General features: G+C 72.5%; 14 protein-coding genes. 12 read left to right on the top strand and 2 right to left on the bottom strand.

Annotated elements, in window-relative coordinates; all coding sequences use genetic code 11:
- Positions 1-16: 16 nt before the first annotated feature.
- The 3 genes from ACTIGN_RS21140 (at position 17) to ACTIGN_RS21130 (ending at position 7,464) form a co-directional block, all read left to right on the top strand.
- Positions 17-646, top strand: a complete 630-nt coding sequence (locus tag ACTIGN_RS21140; RefSeq protein ID WP_439627506.1) for a terminase small subunit — start codon at positions 17-19, stop codon at positions 644-646.
- Entirely contained in the window at positions 636-2,021 is a 1,386-nt protein-coding gene (locus ACTIGN_RS21135) for a phage terminase large subunit (RefSeq protein ID WP_439627504.1), read from the top strand. The genes ACTIGN_RS21140 and ACTIGN_RS21135 overlap by 11 nt, the downstream gene beginning before the upstream one ends.
- Before the next feature lie 67 nt (positions 2,022-2,088).
- Positions 2,089-7,464: a phage portal protein family protein gene (locus tag ACTIGN_RS21130; RefSeq protein WP_439627502.1), complete on the top strand. Its 5,376-nt coding sequence runs from the start codon at positions 2,089-2,091 to the stop codon at positions 7,462-7,464.
- A 49-nt stretch (positions 7,465-7,513) separates the two neighbouring features.
- Here ACTIGN_RS21130 and ACTIGN_RS21125 read toward each other — a convergent pair whose 3' ends face one another.
- Positions 7,514-7,717: a hypothetical protein gene (locus ACTIGN_RS21125; protein ID WP_439627500.1), complete on the bottom strand. Its 204-nt coding sequence runs from the start codon at positions 7,715-7,717 to the stop codon at positions 7,514-7,516.
- A 78-nt stretch (positions 7,718-7,795) separates the two neighbouring features.
- Between ACTIGN_RS21125 and ACTIGN_RS21120 the strand changes: the two genes are divergently transcribed.
- From ACTIGN_RS21120 to ACTIGN_RS21100, 5 genes are all read left to right on the top strand, one after another.
- Positions 7,796-9,133 carry a hypothetical protein gene (locus tag ACTIGN_RS21120; protein ID WP_439627498.1) on the top strand — a complete coding sequence of 446 codons (1,338 nt, stop codon included), beginning with the start codon at positions 7,796-7,798 and terminating at the stop codon, positions 9,131-9,133.
- Between the two features lie 82 nt (positions 9,134-9,215).
- The gene (locus tag ACTIGN_RS21115; protein ID WP_439627496.1) at positions 9,216-9,986 is read left to right on the top strand and encodes a hypothetical protein; all 771 of its coding nucleotides are present in this window, start codon (positions 9,216-9,218) and stop codon (positions 9,984-9,986) included.
- A 73-nt stretch (positions 9,987-10,059) separates the two neighbouring features.
- Positions 10,060-11,178 carry a hypothetical protein gene (locus ACTIGN_RS21110; protein ID WP_439627494.1) on the top strand — a complete coding sequence of 373 codons (1,119 nt, stop codon included), beginning with the start codon at positions 10,060-10,062 and terminating at the stop codon, positions 11,176-11,178.
- A gap of 83 nt (positions 11,179-11,261) precedes the next feature.
- Positions 11,262-11,810, top strand: a complete 549-nt coding sequence (locus ACTIGN_RS21105; protein ID WP_439627492.1) for a hypothetical protein — start codon at positions 11,262-11,264, stop codon at positions 11,808-11,810.
- Positions 11,811-11,818: 8 nt separating this feature from the next.
- Positions 11,819-12,244, top strand: a complete 426-nt coding sequence (locus tag ACTIGN_RS21100) for a hypothetical protein (RefSeq protein WP_439627490.1) — start codon at positions 11,819-11,821, stop codon at positions 12,242-12,244.
- A 30-nt stretch (positions 12,245-12,274) separates the two neighbouring features.
- On the opposite strand, the gene ACTIGN_RS21095 is transcribed toward ACTIGN_RS21100, so the two are convergent.
- On the bottom strand, positions 12,275-12,550 hold the full coding sequence (locus ACTIGN_RS21095; RefSeq protein ID WP_439627488.1) for a hypothetical protein: 276 nt from the start codon (positions 12,548-12,550) through the stop codon (positions 12,275-12,277).
- A 210-nt stretch (positions 12,551-12,760) separates the two neighbouring features.
- Here ACTIGN_RS21095 and ACTIGN_RS21090 point away from each other — a divergent pair, with 210 nt between their 5' ends.
- The 4 genes from ACTIGN_RS21090 to ACTIGN_RS21075 all read left to right on the top strand — a co-directional run bounded on the left by ACTIGN_RS21090 (position 12,761) and on the right by ACTIGN_RS21075 (position 15,015).
- On the top strand, positions 12,761-13,687 hold the full coding sequence (locus ACTIGN_RS21090; protein WP_439627486.1) for a DUF4062 domain-containing protein: 927 nt from the start codon (positions 12,761-12,763) through the stop codon (positions 13,685-13,687).
- A gap of 161 nt (positions 13,688-13,848) precedes the next feature.
- Positions 13,849-14,301 carry a hypothetical protein gene (locus ACTIGN_RS21085; protein ID WP_439627484.1) on the top strand — a complete coding sequence of 151 codons (453 nt, stop codon included), beginning with the start codon at positions 13,849-13,851 and terminating at the stop codon, positions 14,299-14,301.
- A 2-nt stretch (positions 14,302-14,303) separates the two neighbouring features.
- The gene (locus tag ACTIGN_RS21080; RefSeq protein ID WP_439627482.1) at positions 14,304-14,600 is read left to right on the top strand and encodes a hypothetical protein; all 297 of its coding nucleotides are present in this window, start codon (positions 14,304-14,306) and stop codon (positions 14,598-14,600) included.
- 4 nt (positions 14,601-14,604) lie between these two features.
- Positions 14,605-15,015 carry a hypothetical protein gene (locus ACTIGN_RS21075; RefSeq protein WP_439626023.1) on the top strand — a complete coding sequence of 137 codons (411 nt, stop codon included), beginning with the start codon at positions 14,605-14,607 and terminating at the stop codon, positions 15,013-15,015.
- The last annotated feature ends 2 nt before the right edge of the window (positions 15,016-15,017 follow it).

Raw genomic sequence — 15,017 nt, 5'->3', positions numbered from 1 at the left:
GTCACGCTGCCGGACGATGGGACAGGACCCGCCACGCCCGACCGCCCGAGACGCCGACCGCCCGCTGTCGGCCCGCGAGGTGCGGTTCGCCCAGTTCCTCGTCGAGTACGGCCCGAAGCGGGGCAAGGCCAAGGCCTACCTGGAGGCCGGGTACCCGCCCAAGGGCTCCCCCGCCGACACCCAGACGGCCGCGTGCCGGGTGTACAGAAAGCGACAGGTCCGCGAGTACGTCGAGCACCTCCGCGACGTGGCCGCCCAGGCCGCCCGCGTCACCGTGGAGGAGCTCGCGGCCCTGGTGGCGTGCTTCGCCCGGGCCGACGTGCGCCGGCTCGCGACCCCGACGGGCGAGTTCCTGCCGATGAACGAGTGGCCCGCCGAGGTCGCCATCGCCGTCGAGTCGATCGAGACGCAGGAGCTGTACGAGCCGGCCCCGGGCGAGCGCGGCAAGCGGCGGCTCAAGGGGTACACGCGGAAGGTCAAGCTGGTCGCCAAGATGACCGCGGCCGCCCGGCTGATGGAGTGGAAGCGGATGCTCGGGCACGACAAGGCCCCGGCGACCGGGCCGGTGGCCCCGCTCGTGGTCGTCGCCGGCCCGGAGGCCGTCCCCCCGCCCCCGGACGAGCCGGAGGCCGCCGGTGGCACCTGAGCGCCGGTTCGAACTGTGCGGCGGCAGCCTGGCCGCGTTCCGGGACGCGGCCTCGCGGGAGGTCCTCTTGGCCGGGCCGGCCGGGACCGGCAAGACCCTGGCCAACCTCGCCAAGGTGCTGTGGTTCGGGGACCGGTTCCCGGGCGCGCGGATGCTCATCGTCCGCAAGACCCGGCACAGCCTCACCGAGACCGCGCTCGTCACCTGGGAGCGCGACCTGCTCGGGGACGGGCACCCGATCATCGCCAAGCCGATCGACCGCGGGCACCGCCACGCGTATCGGTTCGCGAACAAGTCGGTCCTGGTCACCGGCGGCATGGACAAGCCGGACAAGGTGCTCTCGTCCGAGTGGGACCTGATCTACGTGCCCGAGGCGACGGACCTGTCGCTCGTGGACTGGGAGACGCTCGGGGGCCGGCTCCGGGCCAACGCCGGGCCGTTCGACCAGCTCCTCGGGGACTGCAACCCGACGAGCCCGCACCACTGGCTGTACAAGCGGTGCCAGGCCGGGCGGTGCCGGCTCGTGCCGACGACCCACTGCGAGAACCCGCGGTACTTCGACCACCGGGCGCGGGCCTGGACCGACGCCGGGCGGCGCTACGTCCACGGGCGGCTCCGGCAGATGACCGGCACCCGGCGGAAGCGGTTCCTCGAGGGCAAGTGGGTGTCGGCCGAGGGGGCCGTGTACGCCTTCGACCAGGCGGCCCACGGGCTCCCGGCCGGGTGGCGGCCCTCGCCCGAGTGGCCCCGGGTGTGGGCGATCGACTGGGGCGACCGGTCCCCGACGGTCCTGCAGCTCTGGGCCGTCGACGGCGAGGGCCGGATGAGCCACTACCGCGAGGTGTTCCAGACGCACATGCGGGCCGACGAGCTGGGCCGGTGGGCGCGGGCCGAGATCGACGCCGGGCGCGAGCCGGTCCCGCACGGGGCGGTGTGCGACCACGACGAGGACAAGCGGCGCGAGTTCGAGCGGGCCAGCGGCGTCCCCCTCGAGATGGCCGACAAGGCGGACCGCGACCGCGGCATCCAGACGACCCAGGCCCGGTTCGACCGCGAGCCCCGGCCCGACGGCGCCCCCGGCCGGCCGCGGATCTTCTTCGCCGAGGGGTGCCGCGAGACGCTCCGCGGCCCGGGGGCGGACCCGCTCCTGGTGGACGAGGGGCGGCCCGCCTCGACCCTCGAGGAGCTGGCGGGGTACGTGTGGGACCCGAAGTTCCTGAAGGACGAGCCGGTCGCGGCCAACGACCACGGCATGGACGCGCTGCGGTACGCGGCCCGGTGGGTGGACGCCCACTACTCCGCGGGCGCGGCCGACGCGTACACGCCCTACGGCGGCGGCACCGCGTGGGACGGGCTCTCCTCGCTGGGGCGGTGACAGGCAACCCGGCCCGCGATCAGGCAACCCCGCCGCTCACACTCAGCCAGCACCCCGAGGGCCGGCAATGGGCTTCTGGTCAGGCGTTCGTTCCGTCTTCGGCCGCTCGGCGGCCGACGCCCCGGTCCCCTCGCACCGCGCCGGCGGCGGCGTGGACCTGACCCGGGACGCGGTGTTCTCCGACCCGCTGTCGATGCCGTGGCGCGGGCCGCTCGACCTGGACAACGACGGCCGCGAGACGGCGGCGATGCGGATGCTGTTCCGCGAGGCGTACCTCAAGGAGCCGAGCGTCCGGGCCGCCGTCCGCGACAAGGCCAACGCGATCGCGTCGCTCGACTTCACGGTGCTCAACCCCGACCGCCGGAGCGCGGAGGCGGCCCGCGCGACCGAGTGGGTCAAGTGGAGCATTCAGTGGTCCAAGCGGAGCACGCACGGGCTCATCCAGGACATCCTCACCCCGGCCTTCGTGGACGGGTGGAGCCCGCTCGAACTCACCCTGCGGCAGATCGGCGACGGCACGGGGCCGGCGGACACGCCCGAGTGGGAGGGGCTCTGGGGCCTCAAGCACGCCCGGTCGCTCGACTCGCACTGGCTCCGGCTCACCCTCGACCAGCACCGCAACGTCACGGGGGTCGTCAACCTCGTGTACGGGCTCCAGCCGTACTCCCCGGCCAAGGTGCTGATCTACACCCACAACGGCTGGCACTCGAACCCGTTCGGCCAGAGCGACCTGCGGGCCGTGGTGCGGGCCGTCGAGCTCATCGAGGACGCCTACAAGGCGTGGTACGTCGCGATCAAGCGGTGCGGCATGCCGTACTTCCACGGCAAGGTCAAGGACGGGAACAAGCGCAAGCTCCTCGAGGGCGCGCTCAAGGAGATCTACGCGATGGGGTGGGCGGTCACCTCGTCCGAGGACTCGATCGAGGTCCTCAACCTCGCGTCCGCGGCCTCGTTCCAGGCGTTCGAGGCGAAGGTCAACAAGCTCCGCGAGGACGTGTTCCTGTCGGTCCGGGGCGTGTACCTGCCGTTCCTCCAGGGCCAGGGCGGCGGCGACGCCCGGGGCAGTTCGGCCGTCCACAAGTCGGCGTCCGACGCCGACGAGGACGTGCTCGCGAAGGACGTGGCCCACTTCATCTCGCTCCACGTCATCCCGGCCATCGTGCGGCCGAACTTCGGCCCGCAGGTGAAGCTCCCCGTGGCGGCGCTCGGGGCCGCGAACCACGCCGAGATCAAGCAGCAACTCGACGCGGCCGACACGGTGCTGAACAAGCTCCGCCTGCCCATCTCGAAGCGGCAGGTCCACGAGGTGTCGCGGTGGCTCCCCGGCGACGCGAGCGACCCGGACGACATCCTCAACCCGCCGCCTCTCCCCGGGCAGCCGGGGCCGGGCGCGCCCGGCGCCCCGCCCGGCCCCGGGCCGGGGGGAGGCCCCCCGGATCCGCAGCCCGCACCGGTCCCGCCGGAGCCCGCCGGGCCGCCCGGGGCCCCGCCGGCCCTCCCGCCCTCGGCCCCGCAGACGATGAGCGCGGCCCCGGACGGCACGTTCCCGGCGACCGAGGCCGCGAACTTCTCGCAGTACTTCCTCGCGAGCCGCCACGGGCACTACCCCGGCGACCTGCACGAGCAGTTCGGCATGGGCGTAGGGCCGTTCGCGGCCGCCACCAGGCTGATGCGGAAGCAGGCGCGCCGCGGCGGCGCGTCCGCGTGGGCGTGGGCCGAGCGCCCCGAGGGGCCCGACGCGGCCGCGAAGAGGTTCTCCGCGGCCGACGGCGACCGGCCGAAGGAGTTCAGCCGCCCGGAGAACTACGAGAAGATCAAGGACCTGCCCGGCGGCGCGGAACTCTGGGCCGGCGCGAACGACTGGGAGGACGCCTGGACGTGGGCCGGCATTCACGGGAGCGGCACCAGCGCCCGGGACGATGACCCGGTCCAGTGGCTGCACATCGATCACGCCAACTGTCCCGCGTGCCGTGGCACGGTGGAGGCCCCGCGGAAGAACCGCGGCGAGTGCCAGGAGTTCGCGGAGGACGCTGTCGACCGGTGGCTGCGCAAGCAGAAGCAGGGCAAGACGTTTTCCGCCGCGCCGGCCGGCGGGGTGGTCCACCTGCCGACGGCCCAACTCGTCGCCGACCCGGACCGGTTCCAGTTCCGCGACGGGGCGGCGGCCGACGGCACCGTGCGCGCGCTGCCCGGCGAGCCGTTCGACCCGGCGAAGTGCAAGGAGCTCCTCGCCTGGCGCGACCCGGCGGACGGGCGGGACTACGTCGTGGACGGGCACCACCGCCTGGCGTGGGCCGAGCGGGACGGGGTCGCCCGGGTGCCGGCCCGGTACGTCGCCGCCGCGACCGCTGCGGAGGCGAAGCGGGTCGGGGAGCGGGCCAACGCCGGCCGCGACAGGAGCTTCGCGGCCGGCGGTGGGGTCGGGACCGGCAGTCCCGACCCGGACGACGCCGGGGCCCTCGCCCTCGCCCTGATCGACTACGCCATCGCCGCGCGCGAGGCCGGCGACGACCCCGCGGGCGGGCTGGATTACATCCGGGAGCACGTCGACGACCCGGGCCTCCTGTCGCGGTTCGCGGGCGAGCCGGCGACGTTCGCCGCGGGCTCGTGGAACGAGTCCGACCACCCGCGGGGCCGGGGCGGGCACTTCATCAAGAAGGGCGACATCGAGGACGCGAAGACCGACCCCGAGAAGGCGCGGCAGCTCCGCGAACAGGTGCGGCCGGAGGACGCGGCGAAGCTGGAGGCGCAACTCGCCCTGCCCGCCAAGGCCCCGCCGGCCTCGCAGCAGCGGGCCGCCGCCCGGGACCGCGGGGCGGCGGTGCTCGCCCGGCTGGCGAAGGCGGCCGACCTGCGGGCCGAGCTGACCGCCGACGACCTGCACGCCCTGGCCGACCACCTGGCCGACCCCGCCGTGACCGTCGCCCATTTGCGCGAGGTGCGGCGAACCATGCGGGCCAACGCCCTCAGGGCCGGGTTCGGCGGCGGGGCGGTCAAGGCGGACATGGCCGCGGCGCTGGTCGCCCACGCCAGGGCCCACGCGTTCGAGGCGCGGCTCAAGGAACAGGGCATCACGGGCGACGCGGCCGACGAGATGCGTCGGGCGGCGGGGCTGCTGCCGAAGGCGGTGGCGGTGCCGGAGGAGCTTCCGAAGCCGGTCGCCCCGAAGAAGGAGAAGCCCCGGAAGCGGAAGTACCAGGACACGGTCATCAACAAGGTGCGAGACTTCGGCGGGATCGACCCGCACAGCCTCGCGCTGCAGGCCCACTACGGGAGCATGAAGGACGCGATCAACGACGGCGTGCCGCTGTCGGTGTTCAAGAAGGGCGGCCGCGGGCTGGACCAGATTGCCCAGGAACTGGAGTCGAGCGGGTACATCCGGGTGCCCGACGGGAAGGACGCGACGGAACACGTCCTTGACTTGATCCGGGACCGGGCCCATACTCTCGCAGCCGACCTGACCGAGCGGCACGAGGCGGCGCTCGACACCTACTACAAGGAGCAGCAGCGTGCCGAAGCCGAACGACTCGCCGATCCCGCCGAAATTGCAGCCGTTGTACGACGCGGCCAAGAAAGCGCACAAGCTGAAGTTGCAGAAGGAGATTTGGGAGAACACGGCGAAGGCGCTGACCAAGGATCAGACGACCCCCGCGACTACCTCGACGCCGCCGGAGAGCCCGGCGACGCCGCCGACGACCTGAGTGACGGCGACGACTCGTTCGACTTCGGGGCCAACGCCCCCGAGGTCAAGCGCGGGGTCGCCAAGTTCAAGGAGGCGGTCGACGCCTCGCCCGGCCTGTCCCCCGAGCAGCGGCAGCGGTACCACGCGGCGGTCGACCGGGTGGCCGCCCGGCTCCCCGCCGCGGCCCACACCCGCCTCGAACGGCACCTCGAGAGCGCCCACTTCCACCCGGACGCGGAGTCCGTCGGCCTCGGGGCCGCCCGGGAGGTGCTCCGCGACCCGGAGATCGACGACGCGACCCAGAAGGAGTGGCTCGGGTACCTCGCGCAGATGAAGCGGGGCGAGCTGCGGGTCGGCGGCGTGTACGCCCCGACGGTCCGGTCGGTCCACGTCGACGGCGACGGGGGCAAGGACTACCCCGGGCGGCACGGCACCGGGGAGATGCTCGCGCACCACGTCTACGCCCACGAACTGGGCCACGCCATCGACGGCCCGGACAACGAGATCAGCAACTCCCCGCAGTGGCGGCACGCCTTCGGCTCCGAGATCCAGCACGACCCGGACGCGGGCGGCGAGGCCCCGCTCACGACCTACGCCGGCCGGTCCCCGAGCGAGGGGCTCGCGGAGTTCGCCCGGCTCCTGTACGCGACCGACACCCCGACCGCCGCGATCGAGCGGGACTTCCCGAAGGCGGCGTTCGTGTTCAAGGGGCACGGCCTGTGGCCCACCGAGCGCGAGGGCGGGACCGGGACCGGCGCGCCGGAAGTGTTCGACAAGCCGCTGCCGATGAAGGGGGCGGCCCACGCCGACGCGCTCCGACCGGACGCCGAGGCCGCGTTCGGCGGGCCTGCGCCCCCCGCCGCACCCGCCCCCGCCAGGACCCAGCAGCAGATCGCCGACGAGATCACTGCCCGCCGCCGGGGCACGCAGGCCGGCCGCACCGGGGCCGACGACGCTGCCCCCACGGACGACGAGTTCGAGGCCGCGAGCCGGCCCGCGGCGAAGCCCGCGGCACCTCCCCCGGCACCGGCACCGGCACCGGCACCGGCCAAGCCCCCCGCGGCCCCAAAGCCCGCACCGGCCGCTCCCACGGTTCCGGCGGCGGACCATGTTGCCCTCGGGAAGCAGATCGAGGGGTTCGGCCCGGCGACCAAGAGCAGCGAGTTTAACACCGCGATGCGGGCCGCGGCCCAGCTGACCAAGGCGCAGGCGGCGGAGGTGATCCGCGGGTTGGGCCGGCACGTCGTCGGCGACCCGGTGCGGCAGTTGGTGCACAGCATCTTCGACCGCCACGGCGCGAAGCTGCGGAACGCCGTGATCTACCGCCCGGGGTCTGCCGACCACAAGCGGACCAGTGCGTTCATGGACGAGCCGGCCCTGTCCCCGGAGGACGTGATCGGCGGGCGGGCCGCGGCCCCGAAGCCGAAGCCCCGGACCGGCCCCGCCCGCCCCGCCCCGGTGGGGCACGTGCCCCCGGAGAAGCGGCCCGCGGCCCCGGCCACCCCCGCCGGCCGCGCCGTCGCGGCGACGTACGCGAACGCGGCCGCCGCGACCCCGGCCGACCTCGCGGCGGCGAAGGGGCACCTCGACGCGATGCCGCTGGGCGAGCTGCAGGCCGTCGCGGCGGCGATCGGGCACCGGCCGACGAGCCGCACCCGGGCCGGACTCGCGGCCGAGTTGTTCGACCGGATCCACAAGCGGAACGGCGCGACCATCCGCCGCCGGCTAATCGACCGGCAGCCGCCCCGGCCCGCGGGCTGATCGACCGGCAACCCGCCGCGGCCCCTCGCCCGTCGCGGAACGAAGTCGCTCACCGCTCGCCGACCGCCCCCGAGGACCTCGGGGGCGGCTCCGTTTCCTCAGCCGCGGCCGCACGCGCTTCTTGTTCCGTCGCGAACGCCCGCGGCACGTACCGCGGCGACACCCCGGGGAAGCAGTACACGAAGGTCACGACCCACTGACCGCCGACCCGCTTCGGGCGGCCGACCCGCACGCTCGCCTTCCCCGCAGCCATCGCGCGATCCTCCACCGGTCCGGAACTCTACCACACCGCCGCCTCCCGTCAGGCAACCCCGCCCGGCACCATGCTCCCATGCCGGCCCCCGTGACCCCCGCCGACCTGCCGCCGACGTGCGAGATCCGCGCGTGGCCGGTGTTCGTGCACGGGTTCCACAAGGGCGACAATTACCCGCCCGCGGACCTGGAGCGGATGGTCGCGAACTTCCGCCTGCTGTCGGTCGACGGCGCGGAGCTCCGGGACGCGGCCGGCGGCCCGCTCCTGAAGGCCAAGGTCAAGCTCGGGCACGACCGCGCCCAGCGGCTCGCGGCCCTGAGCCTGGGCCTGCCGAACATCGGGCGGGTCCGCCGCCTGGAGATGGGCGCGGACGGCCGCCCCCGCGTGTGGGCCGACAACGTGCCGACCAAGTTCGGCGGGCTCATGAACGGCGGCCACATTGACGGCGGGTCGATCGAGATCATCCCCGACTACCCCGACCCCCGCGACCCCGCCCGGAAGATCGCCGGCCCGATCATGACCGGCGTCTCGCTGCTCGGCGAGGAGCGGCCCGCGGTGCTCGACGTACCGCGGCCCTACGCCGTGTTCGCGGACGGGACGCCCGTGCCGCCGGACCACGACGTCGCGTCGGTCCTCGGCCCCGCGATGGAGGTGGCCCGGAGGCTCGCCGCCGCCGCCCCCGCCGAACCCGTCGAAGTCAACGGGCGGACCTACGCGGCCCGGTCCCTGTTCTTCTCCGCTGCCGTCCCCCAACCCACCAGGACCGCCATGACCCCCGAACAAGAAGCCGCCCTCGCCGCCGCCGGGTTCTCCCCGGAGCAGATCGCCGCGATGAAGGCCGCCCTGCCCGCCGCGACCGGCACGACGATGTCAGCCCCCCCCACGCCCCCCAAGCCCGGTGACGGCGGCGAGCTGATGACCGCGTTCAAGGCGTTCGCCGACGAGCAGAAGGCGTTCAACGCCGACTGCACGAAGCGGATGGGTGCGATGGAGGCGGCCGCGGGCGAGTCGCAGAAGAAGGCGGCCGAGGGCCAGATGGCGGCCCGCGCCCAGGCGTTCTCCGCCGGGTTCGACGCCGTGGCCGCCCGGCACAACCAGGCCGAGGTCGGCGGCAAGAAGCTCGCCAAGATGACCCCCGCGCAGCTCGCGGCGAAGAAGAAGCTCCTGCTCGACGAGGCCCGGGGGCAGACGTTCGCCGCCGACAGCGACTTCGAGGCGCACCGCACCAAGGTGTTCGCGGACCTGGCGGCCGAGTTCGCGGCCCTGCCGACCAACCCGCTGCTCGTGGACCAGATCGACGACCGCGGCCCGGCGACCGGCACCGGCCTGTCCCCCGCCGGCCGCAAGCTGCTCGACGGCCTGCGGGGCACCAACCCCCGCGTCCACGAGCGGCTGAGCAAGCCCGCGGCCGCCTGACCGCGGGCCGCCCCGACGGACCACCACGCCCCGGGCCGCGGCCCGGGGGCCACCCACCCGGACCCCCACGCGGAGCCGACCGATGCTGACCCGCCAGTTCTCGCACACGCCGCTCAAGCCGGCCTTCGCCCCGCACCTCGCCAGCGAGCGGCCCGTCCGCCTGCCGGTGGGCGGCCCGTTCGGCACCGGGGGCCGGTACGTCAAGGGCCTCGTCCTGGGGTGCGTCGGCGGCACGGCCGCGAGCGCCGTGTGGACGATCGCCATCTCCGGCGCCCCGACCGGTTCGAAGCTCCGGCTCGACTACACCGCCGACAAGGTGTACTCGGCCGAGACCGCCAACCTCGTCAGCGCCCACGCCTCGGTCGCGCAGCTCCAGACCGCCTGCGACGCCATCTGGGGCGCGGGCAACACGCTCGTCGCCGGCACCCCCGGGACCAGCTTCACCATCACGTTCCAGGGCCAGCTCGCCAGCGTCCGCATCGGCGGGTACCTGGCGCTCGGCAACTCGACGTTCACCGCCGGCACGGCCCCCGCGGCCGCCCTGACCCGGACCACGCCGGGCACCGCCGGGGCCGGGCAGTACGACGTGTACACCGACGCCGGCACCAACAACAACCCGACGGTCGCCCGGTGCCCGCTCAAGTACGACTGGGGGTCGGACCCGGTCGGGTCCGGCACCGTCGCCATCGAGACCGGGAACCCGGGGCTCAACCCGCTCGCGTACGCGAGCGGGTTCTTCAACGCCGCGGACCTGACCGGCCTCGACGCCAACGGGGTCGCGGACCCGGGCTGGCGGATCGTGGAGGGCACCGCGATCACCGAGGCCGGGGCCGTCGTCGGCCTGGGCGTCTGAGCCCGGCCCGCACCCCAACCAGTAACCCCCACCGCGGGCGGCACGGGCCGCCCCGCCCCACCCGGAGCGACACATGCCGGCGACCGTCTCGACCCTCGCGCAGAACTACGACATCGACCTCATCCTCCCCGACCTCATGGTCGACGAGATGGAGGCCGAGCAGGGCGGCGACCCGCTCCTGGAGGCGCTCCCGCCCACCTACGACGACTTCGACGCGATCCGCTGGAACCAGTACGAGAACGGGTACGGCCTGCTCGGCCTCCGCGGGCTGGGCGGCGAGCCCGACGTGGTCCAGGTGCCCGGGTTCCGCGAGTACACGGTCGCCCCGGGGTACTACGGCGAGCGGGCCGTCCTCGACGAGACCGAGATGACCAAGGACCGCCGGGCGGGCACGGCGAACCTGCCGGCCGACCCCGAGGAGCGGCTGGCCATCATGACCGCGTACCAGGCCGACAAGGGCGTCGCCCGGCTGCGGAAGACCGCGAGCGACTTCCTGCTCACCGGTAAGTTCCGCAACACCGACGCCGCCGGGAAGGTGATCCACGCCGACCAGATCGAGAACTACCGGACGTTCGCCACCGGGGGCTCCGGGCTCGGCGCGGGCTGGGCCGCCGACCCCACGAACGCCAAGCCGCTGAACGACCTGAAGTACGTCCAGAACCAGCTCCAGATCGGCACCTCGAGCCGGTTCGGACCGGACTCCAAGATCCTGTGCCAGGACGGGGTGATCGTGGACCTGCTGGCCACGACCCAGATCCAGAGCGTGTACAAGAGCAAGTTCGGCTCCACCCCGCTCGGGATGGAGGGGGTCAACGAGCTGCTCGTCGGCATGGGGCTGCCGAAGCTGGTGCCGTACAACTACGGCTACTTCAACACCCTCGACGACGCGGTCAACCGCACCACGGCCAACTTCACCCGCATCATGCCGGCGAAGTCGATGATCTGGCTCGGCACCCGCCCGAAGGGGCAGAAGATCGGCCGCTGGGCGCTCACCCGCAACGTGCCCCTGAACCTCCTCAAGGGGAACCAGGGGATGGTCGAGAACCGGTCCGCCAAGGCGTGGGCCACGGGCATCGGGATCAGCCTGTACCTCCACAACCGGCTCCCGTTCCGGTACGAGCTCGACGTCTGGTTCAACGGCGGCCCGGTGCTCGAGTACGGCACCGCCGCGGCGGGCTTCACCTACACGTGAGCCCGCTCCGCCCCGGGCCGGCGACGCCCGGCCCGGGGCGGGTCCGTTCGATCCGCCACCCCACCCCAAGCACGGAACGCCGCATGGCCGCTCAGAACTACGCCGTCGAGGTCTTCCAGTTCGGCGACTGGCCCCGGGGCACCGTGCTCCCCGAGTTCGTCGCCCTCTGGGCGTTCGGGGCCGGGACCGCCGCCGACGCCCCGGGCCGCCGGGCGCAGGTCCAGGAGCTGGTGGACCGCGGGGTCCTCAGGCCGACCCGCGCCGAGGTCGAGCCGGCGACCCTCGCCCGCATCAAGGACCTCGCCGGGGCGCGCGCCAGGGCCGCCCCGGGCGGCGCGCCACAGGTCCCCGATCACCTCCTGGCCGAGATCGACGACCTCCGGTCCCGGGCCCGCGCCGAGACCGACCGCGCCGAGGCCGAGGCCGAGCGGGCGGCGGCCCTCGAGAAGAAGCTGGCGGACGCGGCGGAGGAGCTCGTCGACTACGTCGCGAAGAACGCCCACCTGGGCCGGGCGTGCGAGGAGCACCAGACCGCCCTCGACGCCGCGGAGAAGCGGGCCGCCGCGGCCGAGGCCAAGGTCTCCGAGCTGACCGCCGAACTCGAGGCCGCGACCGCCCCGCCCGCCAAATGAGGTAGCCCGTGGGCCCGTGGATCACCGCCGCCGACCTGAAGCAGGCGCTCGCCGACCTCCTCAAGCAGGACCTGGCGGCGCTCGCCCCGATCTACGACCGGGTCGCCGCCCAGGCGGTGCTCAGCGGGTACGCGGACGTCTCCACGATCCTGTTCGGCAAGGGGTACACGGCGGGCCAGCTCGACGCGTGGGACAACCGCGTCGGGGTGTCCACCGACCAGAGCCTGTGGCGCGCCGCCCTGCTCGTGGGCGGGCTCGGCGAGTACGCGGACAAGTTCGTGACCGCCCTGGACCGCCGCAAGGAGTTGATGGACGCGAGCACGATCATGATCGGCGGCGTGCCCGTCGCCCCGGGCGGCACCGACGTCGGCGGCATCTCGCACGGCCGCGTCACCGCCGCCGACTGCGACGCCCTGCGGTTCGACGGCTGGTGACCCTTCCGCGGCCGCCACGTCGCGACGCCGTCACTTCCCGGGGGGCGCCTCGCTCGCGGCCCCTGTCTCGCCGGGGAGTGGGAACCTCAGAATTGGGATCTGCTTCCCGTTCGCGTACCCCATCGGCTCGCCGTCGGCGTACACCACCCCCGACCCGAGCAGCGTCCAGCCGTTGAGCACGACGACCATGTTCCCGTTGTCGTCCTTCATGATGCGGTCCGCCGCCGGGTCCGCGGGGGCGTCCCCGGGCGTGTACGTCAGCAAGCTCCCCAAAACCGCCTCCCGCCCCTTCACCAGCGTCTTCACGGTCGGCCCCCTCGGAGTCTTGTCGTTGGTGAGGGCGAGTGTCCCGCGCCTACACCCGCGCGCCGATGTCGGTAGGAAGCGAGAACCGGCAGTTCTGAAACGCGCACGGACAACCGACCTTGCACCCGGACCCTCACATCGATCAAAATTGGTTTGTGTGAATCACGGCGGCCGCGTCCAGAGCCGCCGGTTCGCGCGAGACCGCCCGCCATGAACCGCAAACTGCAAGTTTTCGTCTCCTCGACGTACACGGACCTTAAACGAGAGCGCCAGGCCGCCGTCGAGGCCATTCTGAAGGCCGGTCACATCCCCGCTGGAATGGAACTGTTCGCAGCCGGCAGCGATGAGCAGATGAAGGTGATCCGCCGGTGGATCGACAACTCGGACGTGTACCTACTCATCCTCGGCGGTCGGTACGGCTCGATCGACCCGCACACGAAGAAGAGCTACACTCAACTCGAGTACGAGTACGCGCTGGAAACCGAGAAGCCGCTGTTCGCGCTGTACATGACCAAGGAATACTTCGACCAGAAGGTCGGGGAGATGAGGACCGCGGCAGTCGAGATGGACAACTCGGCGGCACTTCAGGAGTTTCGGAGGCTGGTCACGTCGAAAATGTGCGCCTCGTTCGATAACCTCGCCTCGCTCCAACTCGCTGTGTTCCAGTCAATGAGCGACTTCAACAACGACACCAAGTTGGTCGGGTGGGTACGTGGTGACGAGGTCGTGAACGCAAAACAGACACTTGAGCAGATGACGGTTCTCCAAATCGAAAGGGACGCGATTCGGAAGGAGCTCGAAGAATTGAAAAAGGTCTCCACATCGTCTCCCCTGAAGCCCCTCAGTGAGGAGGCAATGAAACTCCTTCGGGCAATGAGTCGAGACGCCCGCGGTGTCGCACACCTGAGCCTGACTTCGGGCGGATTTTCCGTTGAGAGCAACGGAAAGCGCATCACGCCGCACCCGGTACCCCACCGGGCTGAGGTAAGGTGGCGAGCTGCCGCCCAAGATCTGGTCGATCGTGGCTACGCCAACTCCGACGAAGAACGAGACCTCTTCCAATTGAACCATGTAGGGTATGAGGCCGCGGAACGCCTGCTGAACCAAAACCCCGCTTCACCACCGCCAAGTTCGTGACCCACAACTTCCCACCGGGCAATAGCCGAACACAATAATCAGGTAACGCGCGCGATCGCATAACTTGAGATCCGCCCGAAGCGGTTCAACTCCGGGGGCGATCAGCCCCCTCGATTGCATTTACACCCCTCTCAGGCAACCCCGCCCGGCACCATGCCCCCATGCCGGCCCTCGCGACCACGCTCCTTGACGCCGTGAAAACCGCCGTCACCGCCCTGGCCCTGCCCGGCGTGGCGAAGGTCATCGTGCGCCGCGACTCGAAGCACAACCCCCTGTTCGCCCCGGGCGACGAGCCGTTCCCGCTGGTGGTCATCACCTCCAACGAGGGGCAGAAGCTCAAGGGCGGCACGGCCGCGAAGGTGTTCTGCGAGTACCTGGTCACGGTCCACTACCTGTTCAAGGAACTGCCCGGCGACCGGGGCGAGAGCGACGCGGTCCGCGCCGCCCAGGAGGCCGTCCGCAAGAGGTTCGACCTCGGGGGCTGGGTAGTGGTCCGCGCGGTGAACCGGATCGACCCGCAGGTCCTGCCGCCGTTCACGCTCCCCTTCAAGGACGCCACCGTCAGCGACGCCGCGGTCCAGCTCCGCGTCCAGACGTTTGAACCGAGGAACTGACCATGAGCGACCCGAAGGCCACCACGCCGAAGGCCGAGAGCGGCCCGAAGACCCCCGGCACGTTCGTCCGCCTCAGCGCCGACGGATCGGTCCGCTCGCGGCGGGTCGGGGTCGCGGCCCGGCTCAAGGCCGGCGACGACCCCGGGGCCGACTCGGTCACCTGGAACGTCGCGCTCGACGCGCCGCCGGCCGTTGGGGACCGGCTCCGGGACGTCCACGGCACCTGGTGGGCGGTCGCCGCGGTCGGGGCCGCCACCGACGGGTTCTACCCCTGCACCTGCACCAAACTGAAGGAGTGATCCCGTGACGAGCGGAAAGTACCTGACCGTGCGGCTCGGGAACATGAGCCCGATCGCCATGCCCGACAACTTCGCGTGGTCGGTGGACGACGACGTGAAGGAGCTGGAGCGGACCGTCGGGGCCGACAACGGGTTCGGCAACGTGGACGGCGGGGTCCGCCGGGCCGCCATCCAGATCAGCTTCTACGTGGACATCTCCGACGTCGCCACGATCGTCACCGACTGCCAGCCCGACAACGTCCTCGAGTACCTGAAGCTGTACTACCGGAAGGACGACGCGGCCCCGGCCTACACCTTCGACGAGGCGCTCGTCCTGAAGGCCAGCCTGGGGGCCGAGGTGGACGGCCAGTTCCTGCTCAAGGTGTCGCTCAAGAACAAGGGCACGTTCTCCGTGGCCGACCCCGAGGGGGACTGACC

Origin of the sequence: Gemmata sp., from assembly GCF_051859125.1 — a bacterium.
In the GTDB taxonomy this organism is placed as follows: domain Bacteria; phylum Planctomycetota; class Planctomycetia; order Gemmatales; family Gemmataceae; genus Gemmata.
This window is presented reverse-complemented; position numbering and strand designations above follow the sequence as displayed.